This window comes from Fluviirhizobium alvei (assembly GCF_030551875.1).
GTDB classification, from domain to species: Bacteria; Pseudomonadota; Alphaproteobacteria; order Rhizobiales; family Rhizobiaceae; genus Rhizobium_E; species Rhizobium_E alvei.
The window spans coordinates 98,233-121,322 of the sequence record NZ_JAUOZU010000010.1 but is presented as its reverse complement, the minus strand read 5'-3'; the positions used below and the strand labels follow the sequence as shown (position 1 = coordinate 121,322).

The 23,090-nt window shown below is 59.5% G+C and carries 18 protein-coding genes and 1 tRNA gene; 3 read left to right on the top strand and 16 right to left on the bottom strand.

Features of this window, described 5'->3' with window-relative positions; genetic code table 11:
• Window positions 1–49 precede the first annotated feature (49 nt).
• The 6 genes from Q4481_RS15420 to Q4481_RS15395 all read right to left on the bottom strand — a co-directional run bounded on the left by Q4481_RS15420 (window position 50) and on the right by Q4481_RS15395 (window position 6,640).
• Complete coding sequence (locus Q4481_RS15420) at window positions 50–1,213, bottom strand: iron-containing alcohol dehydrogenase (RefSeq protein ID WP_304377280.1); 1,164 nt, start codon at window positions 1,211–1,213, stop codon at window positions 50–52.
• Window positions 1,214–1,231: 18 nt separating this feature from the next.
• On the bottom strand, window positions 1,232–2,065 hold the full coding sequence (locus Q4481_RS15415; protein WP_304377279.1) for an ABC transporter permease: 834 nt from the start codon (window positions 2,063–2,065) through the stop codon (window positions 1,232–1,234).
• Window positions 2,065–2,931 (bottom strand): ABC transporter permease, encoded by an 867-nt coding sequence (locus tag Q4481_RS15410; protein WP_304377278.1) that lies wholly within the window; start codon window positions 2,929–2,931, stop codon window positions 2,065–2,067. Before Q4481_RS15410 ends, Q4481_RS15415 begins: the two co-directional genes overlap by 1 nt.
• Before the next feature lie 2 nt (window positions 2,932–2,933).
• Window positions 2,934–4,031 carry an ABC transporter ATP-binding protein gene (locus Q4481_RS15405; protein WP_304377277.1) on the bottom strand — a complete coding sequence of 366 codons (1,098 nt, stop codon included), beginning with the start codon at window positions 4,029–4,031 and terminating at the stop codon, window positions 2,934–2,936.
• Between the two features lie 78 nt (window positions 4,032–4,109).
• Complete coding sequence (locus tag Q4481_RS15400) at window positions 4,110–5,255, bottom strand: ABC transporter substrate-binding protein (protein ID WP_304377276.1); 1,146 nt, start codon at window positions 5,253–5,255, stop codon at window positions 4,110–4,112.
• Window positions 5,256–5,296: 41 nt separating this feature from the next.
• A complete protein-coding gene (locus tag Q4481_RS15395) occupies window positions 5,297–6,640 on the bottom strand; it encodes a glutamine synthetase family protein (protein WP_304377275.1) in 1,344 nt (447 codons plus the stop codon).
• 129 nt (window positions 6,641–6,769) lie between these two features.
• Between Q4481_RS15395 and Q4481_RS15390 the strand changes: the two genes are divergently transcribed.
• Window positions 6,770–7,597: a helix-turn-helix transcriptional regulator gene (locus Q4481_RS15390; RefSeq protein WP_304377274.1), complete on the top strand. Its 828-nt coding sequence runs from the start codon at window positions 6,770–6,772 to the stop codon at window positions 7,595–7,597.
• A 22-nt stretch (window positions 7,598–7,619) separates the two neighbouring features.
• Here Q4481_RS15390 and Q4481_RS15385 read toward each other — a convergent pair.
• From Q4481_RS15385 to Q4481_RS15345, 9 genes are all read right to left on the bottom strand, one after another.
• Window positions 7,620–7,694 (bottom strand) — tRNA-Val (locus Q4481_RS15385).
• 98 nt (window positions 7,695–7,792) lie between these two features.
• On the bottom strand, window positions 7,793–11,047 hold the full coding sequence (amt, locus tag Q4481_RS15380) for an ammonium transporter (RefSeq protein ID WP_304377273.1): 3,255 nt from the start codon (window positions 11,045–11,047) through the stop codon (window positions 7,793–7,795).
• Between the two features lie 169 nt (window positions 11,048–11,216).
• Window positions 11,217–12,248: a histone deacetylase family protein gene (locus Q4481_RS15375; RefSeq protein ID WP_304377272.1), complete on the bottom strand. Its 1,032-nt coding sequence runs from the start codon at window positions 12,246–12,248 to the stop codon at window positions 11,217–11,219.
• 80 nt (window positions 12,249–12,328) lie between these two features.
• Window positions 12,329–13,363, bottom strand: a complete 1,035-nt coding sequence (locus Q4481_RS15370) for an ABC transporter substrate-binding protein (RefSeq protein ID WP_377353149.1) — start codon at window positions 13,361–13,363, stop codon at window positions 12,329–12,331.
• Window positions 13,364–13,385: 22 nt separating this feature from the next.
• Entirely contained in the window at window positions 13,386–14,186 is an 801-nt protein-coding gene (locus Q4481_RS15365) for an ABC transporter permease (protein WP_304377271.1), read from the bottom strand.
• The gene (locus Q4481_RS15360; RefSeq protein ID WP_304377270.1) at window positions 14,179–15,099 is read right to left on the bottom strand and encodes an ABC transporter permease; all 921 of its coding nucleotides are present in this window, start codon (window positions 15,097–15,099) and stop codon (window positions 14,179–14,181) included. Before Q4481_RS15360 ends, Q4481_RS15365 begins: the two co-directional genes overlap by 8 nt.
• A 1-nt stretch (window position 15,100) precedes the next feature.
• Window positions 15,101–16,195 carry an ABC transporter ATP-binding protein gene (locus Q4481_RS15355; protein ID WP_304377269.1) on the bottom strand — a complete coding sequence of 365 codons (1,095 nt, stop codon included), beginning with the start codon at window positions 16,193–16,195 and terminating at the stop codon, window positions 15,101–15,103.
• Window positions 16,196–16,296: 101 nt separating this feature from the next.
• The gene (locus Q4481_RS15350) at window positions 16,297–17,967 is read right to left on the bottom strand and encodes an amidohydrolase (protein WP_304377268.1); all 1,671 of its coding nucleotides are present in this window, start codon (window positions 17,965–17,967) and stop codon (window positions 16,297–16,299) included.
• Between the two features lie 79 nt (window positions 17,968–18,046).
• Window positions 18,047–19,405 carry a glutamine synthetase family protein gene (locus Q4481_RS15345; protein ID WP_304377267.1) on the bottom strand — a complete coding sequence of 453 codons (1,359 nt, stop codon included), beginning with the start codon at window positions 19,403–19,405 and terminating at the stop codon, window positions 18,047–18,049.
• 200 nt (window positions 19,406–19,605) lie between these two features.
• On the opposite strand from Q4481_RS15345, the gene Q4481_RS15340 reads away from it, so the two are divergent.
• Window positions 19,606–20,967: an aspartate aminotransferase family protein gene (locus Q4481_RS15340; RefSeq protein ID WP_304377266.1), complete on the top strand. Its 1,362-nt coding sequence runs from the start codon at window positions 19,606–19,608 to the stop codon at window positions 20,965–20,967.
• 56 nt (window positions 20,968–21,023) lie between these two features.
• A complete protein-coding gene (locus tag Q4481_RS15335) occupies window positions 21,024–21,830 on the top strand; it encodes a phosphodiesterase (protein WP_304377265.1) in 807 nt (268 codons plus the stop codon).
• 9 nt (window positions 21,831–21,839) lie between these two features.
• Here Q4481_RS15335 and Q4481_RS15330 read toward each other — a convergent pair whose 3' ends face one another.
• A complete protein-coding gene (locus Q4481_RS15330; protein WP_304377264.1) occupies window positions 21,840–22,985 on the bottom strand; it encodes an alpha-hydroxy acid oxidase in 1,146 nt (381 codons plus the stop codon).
• Between the last annotated feature and the right edge of the window lie 105 nt (window positions 22,986–23,090).

Here is a 23,090-nt window from a genome sequence, read left to right as displayed (position 1 = left end):
AGCCGATGCATCTCGGATGTGCGCTCTTTCTTGAAACGGAGAAGCGAGGTCAGGCTGCGGCCTTGAGGATCGTCTTCAGGCTGTCCTGATCAAGCGGCACCGGATTTCCGCCGGCGCTCGGATCGACGACGCCCATCGCGGCGACCCGGTCGATATCGATCGACGTCAGGCCCATGGCCGACAGGGTATCGGGAATTGAGAGGCGATGGCGCAATTCGATGATCCAGTCCATTACCCCCGTCGCGTCCGGACGCTTGAGTTCGAGGAAGCGGGCCATCAGCGCCAGCTTGTCAGAAATTGCCGGCCGGTTGAAGTCGATCACATAGGGCATCAGAACTGCGTTCAGGAGCCCGTGATGGGCGTCATGCAGGGCCCCCAGCGGATGCGCAAGCGCATGGATGGCGCCGAGACCCTTCTGAAGCGCCACGCAGCCCATGCCTGATGCAATCAGCATCTGTCCGCGCGCTTCGAGGTTCGTGCCGTCCTCGACCGCAATCGGCAGCCATGTCTTGATCAGTCGCAGCGCATTGAGGGCGATCCCTTCCGCCATCGGGTGGAATGTCGGCGCGCTGAAGGCTTCGAGTGCATGCGACAGCGCATCCATGCCGGTGGCCGCCGTGATATGGGCGGGCAGACCGACGGTCATTTCGGGATCCATCAGCACGATGTCCGGCATCATGCGGGGATGAAAAACGATTACCTTCCGCTTTTCGCCCTCATGGGTGATAACCGAAGAGCGGCCAAGTTCCGAACCGGTGCCAGCCGTGGTGGGGATTGCAATCACCGGGACCAGACCGGTCGTGCTTGCCCTTGTCCAGTTGTCGCCGATATCTTCGAGATCCCACATGGACACCGTCTGCCGGGCCATGAAGGCAATGGCCTTGGCGGCATCGAGCGCGCTGCCGCCACCGAGTGCCACGACCAGATCATGGCCACCGGCTTTGAAGGCTTCGACGCCATCGGCAACATTGGTGCCGGTCGGGTTGGGCTTCACGTTGGCGAACAGGCTGGTTGAGAGGCCCGCGGCACGCAGAACGTCAAGGGATGACTGGACCGGAGCGAGATCCTTCAAGCCGGCATCGGTGACGACGAGCGGTCGTGAAGCGCCAAGCTCGCGCACCATGGCGGGGAGTTCCCGAAGGCGGCCATTGCCGAAGCGGACGGCGGTGGGAAAGCTCCAGTTGCTGGATCGCGTAGCGGTATCGACAGGCATGGGATGAACCTTGAATGGTTAGCTGGGAGAATAGGAGGACGACTGGCGTTTGAGGGCGCGCCGGCGGAGAATTTCGGCGGCAACGACCAGCACCAGCGCGGGAACGAGATTGAGGGTCGCCAATGCCGGATAAATAGGCGAGGAGCCGACCGCGATGCCGCTATAGACGAAGACGGGCAGGGTGCGCGCTGTGCCGGCCAGCGAATAGGAAACGTAGAAGTTGCCCCAGGACAGGAGGAAGGCGAAGACGGCGGCCGAAAAGATGCCTGGCCAGAGAAGCGGGAAGGTCACTTCCCTGAACACTTCCCAGCCGCTGGCACCAGCATCGCGCGCCGCATCTTCAAGCGTATCGTCAAAGCCATAGACCTGGACCGCGACGATGACGAGCGCAAAGGGCGTGATATAGACGACATGGCCGATCACGACGGTCACAAGGCCTGTCGAGAAGCCGAGCCAGTTTCCGAGCACCGAAAACCACAACAGCATCACGACACCGAGCAACAGTTGCGGAAAGAGCAGCGGCGCGAAGGTGATTGCCCGGAAGGCAGCCTGAAGCCGGAACCGGTAGCGGATCCAGGCGACTGCACCCGCCGTGCCGAGGGCAGTGGCGAATAGGGTGGAGATGGCCGCGACCACCGCGGAATTGATCACGGCCGGAAAGAAATCCGGCTTGCGGATCAGTTCGCCATACCATTCGAAGGAGAAGCCTTCGATCGGTAGTGTCAGCACCCGACTCGAGGTAAAGGAGAAGGCAACGAGGGTGGCAATCGGCAGGTAGAAGAAGAGCAGCAGCAGAACGACGCTGCCGACGAGTGCCGTATCGATGGCGACATTCTTGAAACGTTGCGACATCAGGCAGCCCTCTTCGTTGTCCGGCTGGCCAGGACCGCCGAGACCGCGAGTACCAGAGTGCCGATGGCGATGAGAACGATGGTCAGGGCTGCCCCGAGCGGCCAGTTGACGCGCGTTTCGAAACTCTGGCGGATCAGCTCTGAGGCGAGCGGCGAGGTTCCTCCACCCAGCACTTTCGGTTCGAGGAAGGCGCCGAGGCTCAGAACGAAAACGAGGACGGCTCCGGAATAGAGACCCGGTTTCGATAGCGGCAGGGTGATCTCGAAGAAGGCGCGCAGGCGTGAAGCACCCGCATCATAGGCAGCTAGGAGCAGGTCGCGATCGATCCGCACCAGCGACAGGTAGATCGTGAACATCGGATAGACGACGAGATTGTAGACCATGCCGATCATAGTGCCGGAGGGCGAGAAGAGCAGATTGAGCATTTCGGGCGCAAATCCCACTTCCATCAGCAGCCAGTTGGCCACGCCGCTCTTGTCGAGCACGAGAATCCAGCCGAACGTCTTGAGCACGGCATCGGTGAGGAAGGCGAAGATGATGAGGATCTGGATCTGCGCATTCCAGGTTTTGAGCCGCGTCGCCAGCGCATAGGCGGCGGGAAAGGCGATGAGCACGCAGAGGATGACGCAGATCAGTGCCATCACCACCGTCCGCCACATGATTGTCCAGTAATGCGGCTTGGAGAAGACTTCCGTCCAGATCTTCAGGTCCCAGGTCCAGTTCAGACGGTAATACTGCGTGGTCTGAAAGGTCAGGACCAGCGTCATCACAAGCGGAATGATGAAGAAGATGATAATCACGATGGCGAGCGGCGCCACCGTTGCGACGAGTAGCGGATCTTTCCAGGATTTGTTCTCGATCTTCATGTTCACTCCGACAAAAGATAGGCGTGAGCGGGATCGAAGCCGATCGTGACGGTATCGCCGACATTGGCGGGAAGAATGATCGAGCCGGGCAGGTCCATGACAAGCGGTGCCGCCATGCCCTGAACGCGGATGCGATACTGGGTAGAAGCACCCTTGATGAAATATTCCTCGACTTCGCCCTTCATCGTCCAGAGCCTTTGGTCCGGTTCGCCGGTGATGAAGCCGATGGTTTCGGGCCGCACCAGAAGGGCGGTGCCGTTTTGGGTGAGGGATGTGGAGACATGTTCGGTGGCCATGGTGGTGGCGTGACCGGACACAAGCGTCGAGGAGACCGATACGCCTTCGGCCCTGTTGCCCACCACCTTGACCGGCAGAAAATTGGTTTCGCCGATGAAGCCGGCCACGAACATGTTGGTGGGGCGATAGTAGATGTCGGCCGGTGTACCGATCTGGACGACATGGCCGGAGCGCATGACGCAGATCCGGTCGGCCAGCATCATGGCCTCCTCGAGATCGTGGGTCACGAGAACGAAGCTGGTGCCGAGTTCGCGGTGTAGTTTCTTCAGTTCCGCCTGCAGCGATTTCTTGAGCTTGGCATCGAGAGCGCTCATCGGCTCATCGAGAAGAAGCACCGATGGCTGAGAGATGAGAGCGCGGGCAAGGGCAACGCGCTGCTGTTCGCCGCCCGAAAGCTGCGTAGGATAGCGATCGAGATATTCCGGCTTGAGATGCATGAGATCGAGCATGCCGCGCACGCGACGATCGATCTCGGATCGATCGACCTTCTGCAATTTCAGCGGAAAGCCGATATTGTCTCCGACCGTCTTGTGGGGAAAGAGCGCCAGCTTCTGGAACACCATGCGGGTTGGCCGCGATGCTGCGGGAACGCCGGCCATGTCCTGCCCCTGGATCTCGAGGCGGCCGCTGGTCGGGTCTTCAAAACCGGCCAGGATCTTCAGAAGCGTTGTCTTGCCGCAACCCGACGGGCCGACGAGGGCGACGAATTCTCCTGCTCCGACCTGAAGCGACACACCATGGAGGGCGCGCGCCGGACCGTAGTCCTTGATGATTTCGACGGCGTCGATGACGGGGCTAACCAAGCTCTCGATTCCTGATTTTTATTCATGGCAATGGGCGGGTCGCGCAAGGCGCGCCCCGCCGTGTGATGTTGGGCCGGCTCAACGCGCGGCGAGTTCTTCCTGCCAGATCGCCAGCATGTCGTCGATGTTCGGTGCCACGGTGTGGAACTGGCTGTTGTCCCAGGCCGTCCACATATAGTCCATCTGCAGCGCCTTTCGCTCCTCTTCGGTGAAGAGGGCCTCGGCCTTCTGGTTCGGCACCAGGTTGCAGGTGGCTTCGGTGATGGCCAGTTTCTTGGCGACATCGGCCGAAACGATGTATTTCAGGAAGTCGGCCGCGACCTGGGAATTCTTGCCATTGTCGATGAGGCCGGTGGCTTCCATCCAGATGATGCCCTGCTTGAGGCCACCCTTGGGCTCGGGAACGATCGACTGGATATAGTCGTGACCCTTCATGCGCAGGGCGGAGGTCGCGTAGGTGCCGCCGCCGATGAGCGCCCGGAACGAACCGTCGATCAGGCCCTTCTGCGCGACCGCAAGGTCGGCAACGATGGCGCGGGTGTTCTTGAAAGCAGCGCGCAGCACTTTGCGCACTTCGTCGAGGGCGGCCTGGTCGAGTTCCTCATAAGGATTGACGCCGGCATAGAGTGCGAGCGGCATGATCGGCCAGTCACCCCAATCGAGCAGGCAAATCTTGTCCTTGTAGGCGCTGTCGAACACGGGAGCGTAGCTGGACCAGGTTTCGAGCTTGTCGAACTTGGTGTTGACGGTCGGGCCGACCCAGCCCCAGCGCGTGGGGAGGCCGGTGGCCTTGCCTTCGAACTGCAGCGGCGCGAAGGGTGAGCGGAACTGCGGATAGAAATCGGCGAACTGGGCGGCGAAGTCGTTCTCGTCGATGAAGCGGCAGAACCCGGCCGGACCCATGCGCTGGATCCAGGGGCTGTCGGATGAAACCAGATCGAAATCGCGGAAGGCGCCGGCGGCAAGCTTGGCAAAACCGCCTGCCGAGTCAGTGATCAGGTCGATCGAGACGGTCGCATCCTTTTCCTTCTGGAACGGTTCGAGGATGTTGGGCGCGTTATAGCCTTCCCAGCACATATAGTTGAGGCTTTCGGCGGCCTGCGCGAAGCGCGGCAGCCCGAGCGCGCTTGCCCCTGCGGCCATGCCCATGGCGCCCATGCCTTTGAGCACCGTGCGGCGGCCCAATCCGCTCCCCATGCTGATATTTTCTGTTCCCTTTGTCATTTTCTTTCCTTCCGTTCTAAGCTGTTTGCATTCTCTTCCGGTCAGACGACGCCGAGATAGCGCCGGATCTCCCACTCGCTCACCTGTTTCTGATAGGCGGAAAACTCGACCCGGCGGCTTTCGACGAAACTGTCGACGAAATCGTCGCCGTAGAGCTTGCGGGCGATCGCGCTCCTTTCAAGCCGGTCGGCCGCTTCCCAGAGGTCGCGGGGGAAGCTCGTCTTCGGATCTTTGGGCGCGAGGTAAAAATTCTCGGCGCTGCTCGGCGGCGGTTGGATCCCTTCGCGTATGCCTTCAAGCCCGGCACCAAGGAGAAGCGACAGCGCCAGATAGGGATTGGTGTCGGCAGAAGGCACACGGAACTCGACGCGCGTCGCTTCCGGCTGATCGTTGATCACGCGCACGGCGGCGGTGCGGTTCTGGACGCCCCAGTTTGCCGATGTCGGCGCCCAGGCGCCCGGCACCAGCCGCTTGTAGGCATTGACGGTGGAAGAGCACATGGCGAGAAGTTCGGGCATGTAGCGCAACAGGCCGCCGATGAAATGCAAGGCGGTCTGGCTGAGGCCGTCCGGATGGGCCGGATCGGCAAAGACGGCCTTGCCGGCCTTGTCGCGCAGGGAAATATGCAGATGTCCCGATTGGCCCGAGAGGTTCGGCGACAATTTGGACATGAAGCTCACGGTCTTGCCGTTGCGGGCAAAATAGGCGCGAGCAAAATTCTTGAACAGGAACGCATCGTCGGGCGATTTCATACCCTTTGCGTAGGTCAGCGGTGCCTCGAAACAACCCGGCCCGAGTTCTGTATGGATGGCATCGAGCCGCACATCCATCCGGTTCATCGTCTGTTCAAGGCCAGCGAGGAGATCGCCGTGGAGCGCCGATGTTTGCAGCGAATAGGTGCGATTGCCCTGCGCGAAGTGCGTCAGGTCGCGATAGTCTTTTGCCCTGAGGCTCTCGGCGGTCTCGTCGAAGACGAAGAACTCGAACTCGAAGGCTGAAAAGACATCGAAACCCAGTTCCGCCGCCTGTGAGATCTGCTCGCGGCAGACATTGCGGGGCGAACGGCGACCGAAATCGCCCTCGAAATCGGCAAGGCAGAGGGCCGCGTTTTCGGCGAAAGGATAGGAGCGTATCGTTTCGGTATCGATCTTCGCCGGGCGGTCGATGAAGGCACCGTCACGGAACGTGTTTTCGGCGATATCCCAGAAATAGAGGACTTCGCAGAAAGGATAGCCGCTCTTTGCGAGCTTGGCTGCCTTTTCGGCGGAAACGAGCTTGTCGCGGAACTCGCCTTCGGGATCGACCACGCCGATGTGAACGGCGCGAGCGCCGAGCGCATCGAGAGCGGATGTGAAATCGTCTGTGTGTTTGTCTTTTGGGGCCATATCATGCATCTCTGTGTCTCTGGACTTTAGGGGCGTCCTGGAGGCATGAAAATATCCCGATGGGGATAGATCGATAGGCGGCAGTTCGGCCCGAAAGGGTCGCTGCCGCGACGTGGAGAAGGTCTGAACGTGGACAAGAATTTCGCGGGCTGGAACCTGGCGGTCGCAGAGGCGGTGACTGCGGTAGGGACACCCTCATTCGCCAGTTTGCTGGAAACGGCACTCCGCACGATCCTGGATTTCGATATCCTGATGGTCTTTGCCTATTCTGGATCGGAGCGACCGCTTTGTCTCTATCACAATATCGATCCCGTTCGGGCTTCAACCGTCATCGACGCCTATGCGTCCGGTCCCTATCTCCTCGATCCCTTCTATGCTGCAGCGATTGATCCGAAAGGTGCAGGCGTTCGACGGTTGCGTGACATGGCGCCGGATCATTTCTATGCGTCGGAATATTACCGGCAACATTATGTGCTCACCGGCATCCGCGACGAGGTCGGCATCGTCTGCAAGCCTTCCAACTGGACCGGCCTGGTGGTGAGCTTCACCCGTCCGGTCTCGTCATTGGCCTTCGGGCGGCGCGATCTGAAAGCAGTGAGAGATGCCGAGCCTTTGCTGCGCCTGCTTTCGGAGCGGCATTGGGCCGGCAAGCGCGGTGCGGATGACGCTGTCGTGACAGGGGACGATCCAGCTCAACGCGACCCGATCAATGCGACGCTCTCGAGCATGACGAATGGCGTTCTGACGCCGCGCGAGATCGAGATAACCGCGCTCATCCTGCGCGGGCATTCCAATGCGGCGATCGCCCAGCGTCTCGGCATCGTGACCGGAACGGTGAAGATCCATCGCAAGAACATTCACCAGAAGCTCGACATTTCGAGCCAGTCGGAACTGTTTGCCCTGTTCATCCGCGCAATCACCAACCGGTTTCCGGTGATGGCGCGGTCGGGTTCGTGACGTCTGGGATTGTTTGGCGAGATGGTGGGCGTGACAGGGATCGAACCTGTGACCCCTTCGGTGTGAACGAAGTGCTCTCCCGCTGAGCTACACGCCCATCTCTTTGAAAAACAACGAAAAACATTGTTCTGCAGCGGAATTCGGCCGGGGATAACAGTTTTTCCGGCTTTATGCAAGTGTCGTCGATAAAAACTGTTATGTGCGTCTCGACTTGATCCCGAGACTAGCCATGGCTTGTGCGCCATGCATGGCTTCGGCCGTGGCACGCAGGATCTGGATTGCGGCGCCCTGTCCTGCCTGCAGGTCTTTCAAGGCCGTAGAGACCGTATCGTCGATCACCATGGCCCGCTTTTCGACGGGGACCGGTTTGCCGAGCAGAAAGCCCTGCAACTGGTCACAGCCTGCGGCGGCCAGGAACAAGGCCTCATCGATGTTTTCAACGCCTTCGGCCACGACCTGCATGCCAAGTCCGGCGCCGAGTTCGACGATCGAGCGGATGATGACCGGTGCACTGTCGGATTGGCCGAGATTGCTGACGAAGCTGCGATCGACCTTGATCGTATCGAAGGGAAAGCGGCTGAGATAGGAGAGCGAGGAATAGCCGGTGCCGAAATCATCAAGGGCGATCGAGAAGCCGGCCGCCTTGAGGCGGGCGAGGGTTCTTTCTGCGCCCTGATCGTCGTCGATCAGCACGCTCTCGGTGATTTCGAGCTCGATACGGCTCGGATCGACAGCGTGACGACCCACGATTTCCGCCAGCTTTTCGACGAAACCATCGCGGCGGAATTGCAGAGGCGAGACATTGATGCTGACATGCTTGTCCTCCAGCCCGCGCTGTATGATCCGGCAGGCTTCGGCAATGACCCATTCACCGATCGCGATGATCTTGCCGGATGCTTCGGCGACCGGAATGAAATCGGCGGGACTGACCATGCCGCGCTCCGGGCTGATCCAGCGCAGAAGGGCTTCGTAGCCGAGAATGTTCGCCGTGCGCGAATCGATCCTAGGCTGGAGGTAGAGCTCGAATTCTTCGTTCTCGATCGCATTTCCGAGCGCCGTTTCAAGCTCGCGCCTCTTTTCCACGAGCGCATCCATGCCGGGTCTGTAGATAGCCCAGCGATTGCGGCCGCTGTTCTTGGAGTGGTAGAGCGCGATATCGGCGAGCGCGAACAGCGTTTCACCGTCATCGGCATGGTCAGGACACCGAGCCATGCCGATCGATACGGAGCAGGGGATCTTTTCACCTGAAGGTGTGGTGACCGGTGAACGGAATTCGCTGACAAGACGATGTCCGAAATCCGATAACTGGCTTTCGAAATCGGTGTTGCTGAGGATCACGGCGAATTCGTCGCCACCAAGGCGCGCGACCAGTGCCCTGGGTCCGGCAAGGGCCTTCAGGCGCGCTGCGGTTTCCCGGATGACGGCATCGCCTGCCTGATGGCCATGGATGTCGTTGATATCCTTGAAACGGTCGAGATCGACCAGAACCAGGCTCGAATGGCCGCCGGCGGCAGCAATGGTCGAGCGAATTTCAAGTTCGGCATTGAAGAGCGCCCGGTTTGGCAGGCCGGTGAGCGGATCGTGCTGTGCAAGATGGCGAATGCGTCGCTCGGCTTCCTTGCGCTCCCGGAGATCGATCAGGCAGACAACACGGGCCGCCGCGTTGCGATAGGTGATGTCACGCCCGCGAACCTCGACGGGAATCTGATCGCCATTCGCGCTGACAGCCAGGGTTTCGAGCGCAGTGTCCTCTGTCGAAAGAAGCGCCTCGCGGACTTTCTCGCGCTCCGAAGGCTCGATCAGGTCGAGCACATCGATCCCGATAAGCCTGTCGATGGGTTGGCCGAACAATTGCGCCATCTGAAGGTTGGCATCGATGATGGTGCCTTCGCGATGGATGAAGATCGCTTCGAATGTGGCGTTCGCCAGCGCGGCGACACGCTCCTCTTCCTCGCGGTCGCGCTTGAAATTCTCCATTTCGTGGCGAACGCGTTCCTGCTCCTGGATATCGTCCATCAGCCGGTTAAAGAGCGCTGTCAGCTTTTCGGCGTCGCCACCGGTCTCCACTGGCAGCCGCCGGCTGAGATCGGCCTTGCCGGTCAGGAGGTCGCTGAAAGCATCTTCGACATGGCCGACGCCAAGGCGGGTATCATGTTCGGCAATGTTGAGGCCAATTTCCTCATCGGCGCTGGAAACGCGGATCTTGCCTGTCTTGGCAAGGATCCAGAAGAAGGCATAAGCGAGGGTGAAGGACCAAACGAAGTTGAGGGCCGAACCGCCGAGCTGGACTGCAAACTGAGAGAGACGATCGCCTGTGGGGAGATTTTCCACCGGCGCCAGAACAGCCAGCAAAAGGGTGCCAGCGACGCCGCCGAAAGCATGAACGCCGATTGCACCGACCGCATCGTCGATCTTCCATCGGCGCTCGATCCAGTCGATGGCCCAGAGCGAGATACCGGCGCCGGCAGCGCCGATGATCATCGCGCCCATGGGATTGAGGACCTGGCATCCGGCCGTGACGGCAACAAGACCGCCCAGCATGCCGGTGAAGGGTTTTTCAGGAAGGATCACACCATTCTTGTGCCCGATCAGATAACCGACGCAGGCGCCCACGCCTCCGGCCAAGACGGTATTGAGAATGATGTGGGCGATTTCCGGTGTCGCATGCAGCGTTGAACCACCGTTGAAGCCGATCCAGCCGAAAAAGAGGATCAGCGCACCTGTGGTGGACAGAACAGGCGAGTGGCCGTTGATACGAACCGGTTTGCCCTCGGCATTGAACCGACCCGACCGGGCGCCGATCACAAGGCAGGCGGCAAGCGAAATCCAGCCGCCAGTCGCATGGACGACGGTTGATCCGGCAAAATCGACGAAACCGGCATTGGCGAGAAAGGCGCCGGTATTGGGAGCGAGCGCATTGCCCCAGGCCCAATGAACGAAGATGGGGTAGATGAGCCCGGAGAGAACCAGCGATCCCGCAACATAGGCGGACAGCTTCATCCGCTCGGCAACGGCGCCCGAAACGATTGTCGCGGCCGTACCGCAGAACATGACCTGAAAGACGAAGAAACCCTGCTCCCAATCGGTAAGGTTGGAAAGCAGGAGGAAATTCAGATTGAAGCCGACGGGCAGCCAGGAGGAACTGCCGAAGGCAATCATGAAGCCGATCGATGCAAAGGCGATAATACCAAAAACGAAATCCAGCAGGTTCTTCTGCGCGACATTGATGGAGTTTTTCGACCGCACCATGCCCGCTTCGAGTAGGAGGAAGCCGACCTGCATCATCATAACAAGGCTGGCCGTCATCATCAGCCAGGACAGGTCAAGGTCCTGTTTCAGGGCATAGGTCTTGCCGTCGGTGGCAAAAGCGGTCGATACCGATGCCAGAAAAGCCAGTAAGAAGCCGGAAACCGCGATCGTGCTCAAACGTGCAATGATTGATCTACGCATCAAATGCCCCACAATTTACCCTTTGTGGTACGGCATGAGATTTAATTAAATATTTAACCGACGACACGAAATGTCGTGTATCTAATTGATAATACGAAGTAAATTCGGAAACGCTGGCGCAAAAGCGTGCATTTGATGTTTTTTTGCGCAGATTGCGCCAGCGTTCCTATCAAGCGTTTTCGAAGCCCTGCAACACGCCGACGGCATTGACGCCGATTTCGGCCACGGCATAACCGCCTTCCTGCACGAACAAGGTCGGCAGGCCCAGCTTGCGGATCCGCTCGCCGATTTTGGGGAAATCCTCGGTCTTGAGCTTGAACTTGGAGATCGGGTCCTTTTCGAACGTATCGACGCCGAGCGAAACGATCACAACGTCCGGACCGTAGTCGACAAGCTTGCGGCAGCCATCTTCGAGAGCCGCAGACCAGCTTTCCCACGTGGTTCCCCAGCGCATCGGATAGTTGAGGTTGAAGCCTTCCCCTTCACCCTCGCCCTTTTCGTCGGCATGGCCGAGGAAATAAGGATATTCCTGCATCGGATCGGCGTGGAAATTGATGACCTGGACATCCTTGCGGCGGTAGAAGATTTCCTGGGTGCCGTTGCCATGATGATAGTCGACATCGAGGATTGCAATCCGAGAAGCGCCCTGATCGAGGAACCATTGGGCAGCAACGGCGGCATTGTTGATATAGCAATAGCCGCCCATGAAACCGGCGCCGGCATGATGCCCGGGCGGGCGGCAGAGAGCATAGGCGGTGCGTTCGCCGCCCTTGACCAGATTGGCTGCCGTCAGCGCTACGTCGTGGGACGATTTCACCGCATCCCAAGTGCCCTCGACGAAGCCGATGCCGGCATCGAAGGAATAGTAACCGAGGGCGCCATCAATGAATTCCGGCACCACATCGCCGCGCAATCCGCGGGTGGGCCAGGTGAATGGCAGGGCGGTTCCGTCGCGCCCAGCTTCCTTCCAGCGTGGATAGACGGTTGGCAGGAAATCGAGATAGTCCTGACGGTGGACGCGGCTCGCCGAGGAGAGATCGTATTCGTCCGGACCAATGATCGGGCCGAGCCCGACATCGATGATACGATCGTGGATATATTGCGCCCGCGACGGCTTTTCGAACGCCGGAACGATCGCGCCTGCGACAAGTTCAAGCTGGTTGGAATGGCCGAGATGGCGGGGTGAGAAGACGGTCTTCATGATGGTTTAGGTCCGTGATGGCGTCTGAAACGGGAATGCCCCGCCGCTCGGAAGAGCAGCGGGGCATCAGAATGGTCCGGTTACTTCTGCAGTTCGGTCCAGATCTTGGAGTAGATTTCCTGGATTGCCGGTTCGCACAGACGCATGAACTCGGCTTTCGACTTCATGTCTTCCGGAACGTTGAGTTCGGGAGCACCCTTCATGTCGGCCGGCATGAAGGCGTCAGAGCCGGCAATGCCATTGGCATAACGGGCGAAGGCCGAGATCATCGCAGCGTTTTCAGGATCCATGATGAAGTTCTGGAACAGCTTGGCGTTCTCGACATTCTTGGCTTCCTTCAGGACAACAACGTTGTCCGACCAGTAGGTGAAGCCTTCCTTCGGATAGCCGTAATGGATCGAAGCCTTCTGCAGGCGCTGGCGCAGGGCTGAGCCGTTCCAGTCGGACGTTGCCGAAATATCGCCGGCGACCATCTTGTCGAGCGAGGCATAATCCATCGAGATCCAGTTCGGCTTGGCGGCAACGAGAAGGTCGCGGGCCTTCTTCAAAACGGCCTTGTCATTGGTGCACCAGTCACCGCCGACATATTTGATCGCGGCATAGATGACATCGTTCATTTCCGGAACGACGTTGACCTTGCCCTTCAGCTCGTCAGGGGTTTCGAAAATGATGCCCCAGGTATTGATATCACCCTTGTAGACGTCGGTATTGACCGAAACGCCGACCGTGCCCCACTGCCACGGAACCGAATATTTGCGGCCCGGATCGAAATCGGGATTGGCCCATTCCGGCATCAGGTTCTTGGCATTCTCCATCTGGCCCGGATTGGTTTCTTGGATCAGGCCTTCGGCAATCCAGATCGGCAGGTGGCTCTGGCTCGGCATGGCGATATCGAAGCCCGATCCGCCCTGGCGGACCTTGGCGAGCGCGGTATCGTTGGAGTCATAGTCGGTGATCGTGACCTTGACGTTGTATTTCTGTTCGAACTTCTTGATCAGCTCGGGGTTGGTATAGTTGCCCCAGTTGTAGATATGCAGTTCGCCATCGGCATGTGCGAAGCTGACGGACGCCAGCAGCATACCCGCGACTGCGAGGATTTTCCTGCCCTGTTTCATCGTACGGTTCCCTTTCCTTGTTTTAGGCCTGTTTTCTGTTGATGAAGAAAAAGATTGTGACGGCGGCGATGCTGAGAAGCAGGAACACCGCCGAGATCGCGTTCACTTCCGGCGTGATCGCGCGGCGGATCTGACCCAGCATATAGGTCGGCAGCGTATCCTGTCCGCCGGACTTGACGAATTCGGTGATGACGACGTCATCGAGCGAAATCACGAAGGCCAGCATAAAGCCCGCGATGATGCCCGGCCACAGAAGCGGCAACGTGACATGCCGGAAGGCTTTCCATGGCGTGGCATAAAGATCGGCGGCCGCGCGTTCCAGCGTCAGATCCATGTTCTCGAGTCGGGCCCGGATGGGCAGATAGGCAAAAGGAATACAGAAAGCCGTATGCGCCGTGATGAGATAACCGAGCCCCGTATAACCGGTCCAGATCTTCACCCGCGAGAAAAAGATCAGGAGTGCTACGGCAGTCACGATTTCCGGCACCATCAACGGCAGGTTGATGAAGGCATATTTGGCGGTCAGGCCGCGATAGCCTTCGGTTCTCGTGGTGGCAATAGCCGCAAGTGTTGCGACGATGGTCGCGACCACTGCGGCAACGGCTGCGATCTGCAACGAGCGGATCGAAGCATCGATCACTTCGCCGTTCTGGGCCGCTTTCTGGAACCAGCGCCAAGACAGACCCTGCCAGTTCGAAAGATTGTCGCCGGCATTGAAGGCGAAGACGACGAGAACGACGATCGGCAGATAAAGCGCGAAGAAGGTGAAGATCGCAATTGTGGTAAAACCGGTCTGGCGGCGGATGTCGAATGATCTAGCCATGGGCTTTCCCCGCCGAGCCGGAATTACGGATATAGGCGATGAGGGCTATCATCACGATCGCCATCATGGTGATCGAAAGCGACGCACCGAGCGGCCAGTTGCGGCCCTGGCCGAACTGCAGTTCGATGAGATTTCCGAGCATCATGTTCTTGCCGCCACCCAGCATGTTGGGGGTGACATAGGCGCCGAGCGACGGGATGAAGACCAGGATGGAGCCAGCAATGATGCCCGGCTTGACCAGCGGAATAACGATCTTGGTCAGAACCTTGAACGGCGTCGCATAGAGATCGTAGCCGGCTTCGATGAGGCGGAAATCGATCTTTTCCATGCTGGCATAAAGCGGCAGCACCATTAGCGGTAGATAGACATAGATCATGCCCACAAGAATGGCGCCATCCGTAAACAGCATCTGCATCGGGGATGCGATGAGGCCGAGCTTCATGGCAACCGTGTTGATCAGACCACCCGAGCGGATGACTTCGAGAACGGCGAAAGTGCGGATCAGAAGGTTGGTCCAGAACGGAATCGTGATCAGGAACAGCCAGAGCTCGCGGGTTTTCGCCGGTCTTGTGGCAATGAAATAGGCGGTTGGAAATCCGAAGATCAGCGTCGCCACCGTTGTCACCAACGACAACTTCACCGATCTCAGGAAGATGTTGAGATGGGCTTCGGCGATCGACAGCGTGTCATCGAAGATGTCGCGCTCGAGGATCACGCTGGTCCAGGCGTCGGTGGAAAATTTCCATTCGACATCGCCATAGGGCCCCGGCGTCAGAAAGGAATAGACGACCACGATCAGCAGCGGGCCGGTGGCGGCCAGCAGGATGATCACGAGAGCCGGCATCGAGAGCAGCCAGCGGTTCATGATATCCCGGCGGCGTTCCCGTTCGATCAGATTGTTCTGGGTGCTCATGTCAGCCCCTCAGGATCCGGATCGCAGCCGGCGCGAAGGCGACCGAAGTTTGATCGCCGACGGAATAGCTGCCGACTTCGTCCGGCCTGTTCTGCTGGCGCACGGTAAAGAGCGTGCCGTCCGAAAGGCTGACGTTGAAATAGGTGTCGGTGCCGAAATAGATGATGTCCTTGAGCGTACCCGTGAGGGCGGCTTCGGCACTTCCGACCGGAACCAGACGTGCATGTTCCGGGCGAAGCAGCACCGTTACCTCTTCGCCCACGATGAGGTCCGCCGAGGCCGGTACGGCTAGATTGGCAGCGCAATCCAGGGCAACGGAAGCGGTGTCGCTGCCGAGGCCGCTCACCTTGCCCTTGAGGAAGTTGGTTTCCCCGATGAAATCGGCGACGAAACGGTTGGCCGGTCGGTCATAGATTTCGCGCGGTCCACCGACCTGCAGGATCTTGCCCGCCGACATGACCGCGATCCGGTCCGACATCGTCAGCGCTTCTTCCTGGTCGTGCGTCACGAAGACGAAGGTAATGCCGGTTTCCGCCTGAAGCCGCTTCAATTCGATCTGCATTTCCTTGCGGAGTTTGTAATCGAGCGCCGAGAGCGGCTCATCGAGCAGCAGCACTTTCGGATGTGGCGCCAGTGCGCGAGCGAGGGCCACGCGCTGCTGCTGGCCACCGGAAAGCTGGCTCGTTGCCCGCTTGGCGAATTTTTCCATCCGCACCAGCTTCAGCATTTCAGCGACACGAGCCTCGACTTCGGAGGCCGGGCGCCCGAGCATCTTCAGCCCGAAGCCGATATTGTCGGCCACCGTCATATGCGGGAAAAGCGCATAATTCTGGAAAACGGTGTTCACCGGCCGTTTGAAGGGCGGCATGATGGCAATGTTTTCGCCATGCAAAAGCAAATCGCCGGCCGCGGGAAATTCGAAACCGGCGATCAATCTGAGGAGGGTTGTCTTGCCGCAACCAGATGGGCCCAGCAGAGTGAAAAATTCGTTCTGTCGAATGGCAAGGTTGGCTTCATCGACGGCGGTGACGGCAAATTCGCCATAACCGTAGGTTTTCGTAATTCCGCGAATCTCGATCGCGTTCAATCCAGTCATTTAAACACGCTTGTTTTTGTTTCAGTTCCCTGTGGCCTAAGATGACCACAGGGGATGGAAATTGACAACGGGGATTCCGAATTTCCGTTCAATATTTTTCATCAAGAAGAAAATGTTACAAATCCGCCGCAGATAACGAGGTCAGGCCGGATGCGGTCGATCTCGCCCGGGTCAGTCGCTTCGATGTCCGCGCTCAACATCGTGACATCGGCGAAAAAGCCGGGCTTGAGGCGTCCCTTGCGATCTTCCGCAAACTCCGAATAGGCGCCTTCCGCCGTATAGGCTTCGATCGCTTCATGCAGCGTGTAGCTTTGGTCCGGATCCGTTTCGGCCCATTTCTTGCGCGTCACAGCCGCCTGAATGCCGAGGATCGGATCGATGGGCGAGACAGGCCAGTCCGAGGCGAACGGGATACGGGTGCCGGCATTCTTGAGCGTCCGCCAGGCATAAGCGTAGGGCCAGCGCTCGCGACCGATCATTGACACGGTCGGCTCAAGCGGCATGCCCATGGCGCCGGGCGGGTGCGGGGGCTGCATCGAGGCGATGGCGCCCAGTGTCTTGAAGCGGCCGATATCGTCGGGGTGGATGACTTCCACATGTTCGACGCGATGACGGCTGTCACGCTTTCCGTTGGCTTTCTCAGCCGCCTCATAGCCGTCGAGGACCGCGCGGACGGCGCCGTCACCGATCGCGTGAACGGCGATCTGCAAGCCGCGGCGGTCGATTTCGATGGCGGCCGCCTTCATCGCCTCGGGGGTGAAGAGGCTTTCGCCGCCCGTCGATTCCGGATTGTTGGCATAGGGCTCGACCATGATCGCGGTCCAGCTCTCGAGCACGCCGTCATAGAACATCTTCACCATGCCCGAGGTGAGATAGTCGCTCTTGTAGGTCTCGGCCATCATGGAGGCGCGATCAAGGATCGAGAGCGGCATGAAGTTCTTGAGATGGAAGGGAATCTTGACACGGACCGGCAGGCGGCCGTCGCGCTTCTCGATCTCGGACAGAAGTTGCAGCTGGTAATGATTGCCGTCCATGCAGATGATGGAGGTGAAGCCGTGGCGGGCACAATAGTCCATGCCGCGGCGCATGACGGCTATATCCTTTTCGAACTCTTCCGGCGAGGGGAACGGATCCGGCTCTCCACCCATCAGTCCGAGCCGATAGCGATCGAAACCCGATGCGGATTGAATGGGGCCGAAAGCTTCCATCTCGCGCAGTTCGCCATTGGCAAGTCCATCATCGCCCATGACGATCTCGTTGCCCGGCCCAAGTTCGCGGCCATGCAGAATGCCGGCCAGCTCCAGTGCCTTGGTGTTGGCCCATGCTGTGTGGTGGTCATAGGCGAACATCACGAACGGGCGGTCCGGAAGGATGGCATCGAGATGGTGGCGGGTCATACGCTCATCTTCGCCAAGGATCGTATATTCGGCGCCCTGGGCGTAGAGCAGGATTTCATCGGGATTGGCGGCTGCGTAGTCGATCACGGCTTCCTTCAAAGCCGCAAAGCCCTTGACACCGGTCAGATGCAGATGGTCGAGCTCGGCCGCACCCGAGAAGAGATGCATGTGGTTTTCGGAGAGGCCCGGGATAACGGTCTTTCCTTCCGCATCGATGACACGGGTCTCAGGCCCGGCAAGGCCTGCCAGTTCTTTCGCATTTCCAAGAGCGGCAATGCGACCATCCTTAAGAAGGATGGCTTCGGCGCGCGGCCGGTCGGGATCCATGGTGAGGATGTTTGCGTTGGTGATGAGAATGGGAGCGGGGGTGGCCATGAAATGACTCCGGTAGAAAATCATGAGGGATTGCCGACGCCCGCCGGGAATATAGACGGGCGGGCGCAGGCGGTCTGATTCAAATGCGCGCCAGATAGGTGCGGTAATCGAAATCGGTCACGGTTCGCAGGAAAGTCAGGGCTTCCTTGCGCTTCGTATCGGCAAAGAGTTTCTGGTACTGGCGGCCGAAGATATCGCCGATGAAATCGGAAGCGGCAAAGGCTTCGACCGCGGTCAGGAAATCATGCGTGAGCCTTTCCGGGTTTTCCGGGCCCGACGAAGGGGTGGTTTCCGGGCCGGGATCGAGGGTCTCTTCGAGGCCAAGCAGCATACCGCCCAGAATGGCGATCAGCAGGAAATAGGGGTTGGCATCAGCGCCGGCAACGCGATGTTCGACGCGGGCGCCGGGACCGTCCTTTTCCGGAATGCGGATGGCGGTGCCGCGATTGCCATAGCCCCAATCGACATGAATGGGCGCAAAGGATGCCGGCTGGAAGCGGCGGTAGGAATTGGCGTAGGGAGCAAAGACGAGCTGGGCTTCGCGCATCGTCTTGAGCATGCCGGCCGTGACCGATTTCAACAATGTCGGCTCGCCGCCCTTGGCATCGAGAACGTTGTTGCCGTTCTTGTCGATGAGACTTGCATGAACATGCATGCCGGATCCGGCCTGATCGGAATAGGGCTTCGCCATGCAGGTCGAAATCAGGCCGAAGCGACGGGCAGCCTGCTCGACGGCGCGCTTGAGATAGGTGCAATCATCGGCCGCAGCCAGCGCATCGGCCTTATGGTTGAGGTTAATCTCGAACTGGCCGGCACCGAATTCCGACGTGGTGGCATCGGCGGGCAAATTCATGGCCGCGGCAAAACCGCGCACGGTCTGCAGATAATCTTCCATCCTGTCGGAGGCATCCATCTCGTAGAGCTGGAAGCCATTCGGCCGGCCCATCGAAGTGAGCGGCGCCGGCGGCATCGGAATGCCGGTCTCGCGACTCTTGCCGTCCATGACGTAGAATTCGAGTTCGGTGGCGACGACTGGGGTCAGTCCGAGGCGATCGAAACGTTCGAGAAGTGCTTTCAGCATGCCGCGCGGATCGCAGAAATGCCGGGTACCGTCGAGATTGTGCATGGTGGCGAGCACCTGGCTAGAGCCGGAAGGTGCCCAGGGCATGGCGACGAGCGTATTGCGGTCCGGCATCACCGCGCCATCCGGATCACCTAGCGTCAGCGAGATCCCGGTGAGATCGTCATTGTCATCGCCCCAGATGTCGAGCGACTGGGTGGAGGCCGGCAGACGTACCGCGCCTTTCCAGATCTTGCTTTCCGCATCGGGAGGAATCTGCTTGCCGCGCAGGCGGCCATTCATGTCGACGAGCAGGATTTCGATGCGGGGCGGCAGGGCGAATGCGCTGGTCGCGGCTGCCGTGTTTTGTTCAAGCATGATTGGAAAAACTCTTCAAAATGGAGCCAAAATGGGACTGACACGCAATTTTGCCGCCGGTCCCTTGCCAAAATCGTTCGGCAAGGTCATTTTCGTAGCCGAATTCACGCCGCCTTTCAATCAGGCAGAAAAGGGACGACGACGCGCAAGCCTGTGCGCGAAGGAGGTCTGCGTCCCGCATTTCCAGGAGTGTATATGAAATGACGACCAACACAGCTGCGCTTTCGAACATCGGTGCGCTCGACGCCGCCCATCATCTTCATCCGTTCACGCATATGGACAAGCTGAACGAGGGCGGAACGCGTATCATCCAGCGTGGCGAGGGGTCGCTCATCTTCGATAACCAGGGCAAGAAGTATCTCGATGCTTTTGCCGGCCTCTGGTGCGTCAATGTCGGCTACGGCCGCAAGTCGATTGCCGATGCCGTTTACCAGCAGATGAATGAACTGCCCTACTACAACACCTTCTTCAGTTCGACGACAACGCCGACAACCCTTCTCGCACAGAAGGTGACGGCGCATGCCGGCGCGAAGATGAACCATGTTTTCTTTACTAATTCGGGCTCTGAAGCGACCGATACCTGGTTCCGCATGGCGCGCGTCTATTGGGCCGCCAAGGGCATGCCCTCGAAGAAGCAGGTCATTGCCCGCCGCAACGGCTATCATGGTTCGACGGTCGCAGGCGCGAGCCTGGGCGGCATGAAATACATGCATGAACATGGCGCGCTGCCGATCGAAGGCATCCACCATATCGGCCAGCCCTACTGGTATGTCGAGGGTGGTGATCTCACCCCGGCCGAATTCGGGCTCAAGGTCGCCCAGGAACTCGAAGCCAAGATCGAGGAACTGGGCGAAGACAATGTCGCAGCCTTCGTCGCCGAACCGATCCAGGGTGCCGGTGGTGTCATCGTGCCGCCGGAAAGCTACTGGCCGGAAATCGCCAAGATCTGCAAGGCGCGCAACATCCTTCTGGTTGCCGACGAAGTGATCTGCGGCTTCGGCCGTACCGGCAGCTGGTTCGGGCACCAGCATTTCGGCTTCGAACCGGATCTGGCACCGATCGCCAAAGGTCTGTCGTCCGGCTATCTGCCGATTGGCGGGGTGCTGGTCTCCGATCATGTTGCGGATGTGATCCGCAGCGTCGAATTCGCCCATGGCTACACCTATTCGGGGCACCCGGTTTGTGCTGCTGCAGCGATCGAAAACATCCGCATCATCGAAGAGGAAAAGCTGGTCGAACGGGTGCGAGACGATGTCGGTCCTTATCTCGCCAAGGCGCTTGCAAGCCTGCTCGATCACGACATGGTCGGCGATGTGCAGTCGGTCGGCCTGATGGCCGGTATCCAGATGGCGGCCGACAAGAAGACGCGCCAGCGGTTTGCCAAACCCGATGAAGTCGGCACCTGGGTGCGCAATCATTGCTGGTCGAACGGGCTGATCATGCGCGCCACCGGCGACCGCATGCTCGCTTCGCCGCCGCTCATCATCACCCATGAAGAAATCGACTTCCTGGTTGGCACGCTACGCAATGCGCTCGACGCGGCCTGGAAGGAGCTTCGCTGATCGAAATCCGGCGGCGGGCGCAGGCCCGTCGCCATCCTGCCTTTTCGGATCCTGCCATGAAATTCATCCATTTCACCGATGTGCATCTGGTTCCGGAAGGGGAGACGCTCTGGGGCATTGCGCCTTTGCCGCGGCTTGATGCCTGCCTTGCCGATATCGCGACCCATCATGCGGATGTGGCTTTCGTGGCGATTACCGGCGATCTTGCCGAGCGCGGCGACAAGGCGAGCTATGCTCTACTGGAGACGCGGCTGGCGGAATTTCCGTTCGAGACGCATCTGATCGTCGGCAATCATGACGATCGCGAAAACTTCCGTTCTGCAAGCCCCGAACGGCCCGTCGATGACGCGGGCTTTGTTCAGTTCGGCTTCGAGAGGGACGGCAAGGTGTTTCTGTTCCTCGACACGCTCAAGGGACCGCCGTCCTCGGCCGGCCTTTATGATGCGCCCCGGCGCGAATGGCTGAAAGGCGAACTCGAAAAGGCCGATGGCAAGCCGGTCTATCTCTTCATGCATCACCCGCCGTTTCCGATTGCCCATCCGCTGATGGATCTGATCATGCTCGATGAGCCGGAGGCGTTCGCAGCCCTGATTGCCGGCTATGACATTCGCCACATTTTCTTCGGGCATGGACATCGCGCGGTGTCAGGCGTCTGGCGCGGCATTTCCTATTCGGCCCTGCCGTCGCTCAATCACCAGCTGCCTTTGGTGGGCGGATCGGTTGAAACGGTATACAGTGTCGAGCCGCCAGCCTATGCCGTCGTTCATATCCTCGACGATCAGATCGTCATCCACAACGATTGCTTCCTCGACCGGCATCCGGCAGCGATGGCCAAGGATGCCGAGCGCGGCAACTGGTACTGATCCATTCCATCATGGGCGGTGCAGGAACCGGTTGAGGTCAGCGACCTTGCCGCAGCCGATCTGGGCCATGGTTCCCGAAAGCTCTTCCTTCAGGACGCTGATGAGATGCGATGGTCCGGCATCGCCGATCGATGCGGCATAGATGAAAGGCCGGCCGAGAAAGACGTAATCGGCGCCAAGCGCCAGCATGCGGGCGATATCGAGGCCGGAGCGGATGCCGCCATCGGCCATGATCAGCGCATCCGGGCCGAGCTTGGCACGGATTGCCGGCAGTTGCTGAGCCGCCGTCGGGGCCGCATCGAGCTGGCGGCCGCCATGGTTGGAGACGATGATGCCATCGGCGCCGGCCCCCAGATAGGCAGAAGCCTCTTCCGGATCGAGAACGCCCTTGACGACCAGCTTGCCTGGCCACTGGTCGCGAATGCGTTTCAGCCTTTCGAGCGTGATGTGCCCCGACAGGACCGAGCCCAGGAACTCGCCAAGGCCCGTGATCGACAGGCCCTTCGGCGCATAGGGTTCGAGATTTTCGAAATGCGGGATGCCGAAACGGGCGAGACGCAGGAGCCAGGCCGGTCGCAGCGCTGCGTCACTCACCGTCTTAACGCCGATCTGTGGCGGCACGGACAGACCATTTCGTATGTCACGATCACGCCGGGTCACGGCAGGGATGTCGACTGTGACGACCAGCACCGCATAACCCGCCTTGCGAGCCCGGGAAATCATGTCGGTTTCCATGGCCGGATCGTTGGGCGGATAGAGCTGGAACCAGCCATGCGCGCCGGCCAAGGGCTTCATGGTCTCGATCGACCGCGTGGCATGGGTCGAAAGCGCATAGACGATACCATGGGCTTTTGCCGCCGAAGCGATGATCGGTTCTGCACCCGGCCAGATCAACCCGTTCAATCCCATCGGCGCCACGCCGAAAGGCGCGGAGAGTTCTTGGCCAAACAGTCTGGTCGCGATATCGGGTGTCCCGGTTGCCGACAGATAGCGCGGCATGAGTTGGGTGCGACGAAGATCGGCTTCGTTGCGGGCGACATTGTCTTCCGGCCCGATGCCGCCGATCAGATATTGCCAGGCGAAATCCGGAATACGTTTGCTGGCCTTCGCCTTCATGTCGGCGATGGAGGGATATCGTCTGGCATAGTCTGGCATGTTGGGACCCTGTTGCTGCGCGATCGCGCGTGGTTACGATTAGCTCTCGGTCAATGAATATTGGCAAGTACGCTGGCTTCAAAAATTTGCACTAGCCAAGCTCGA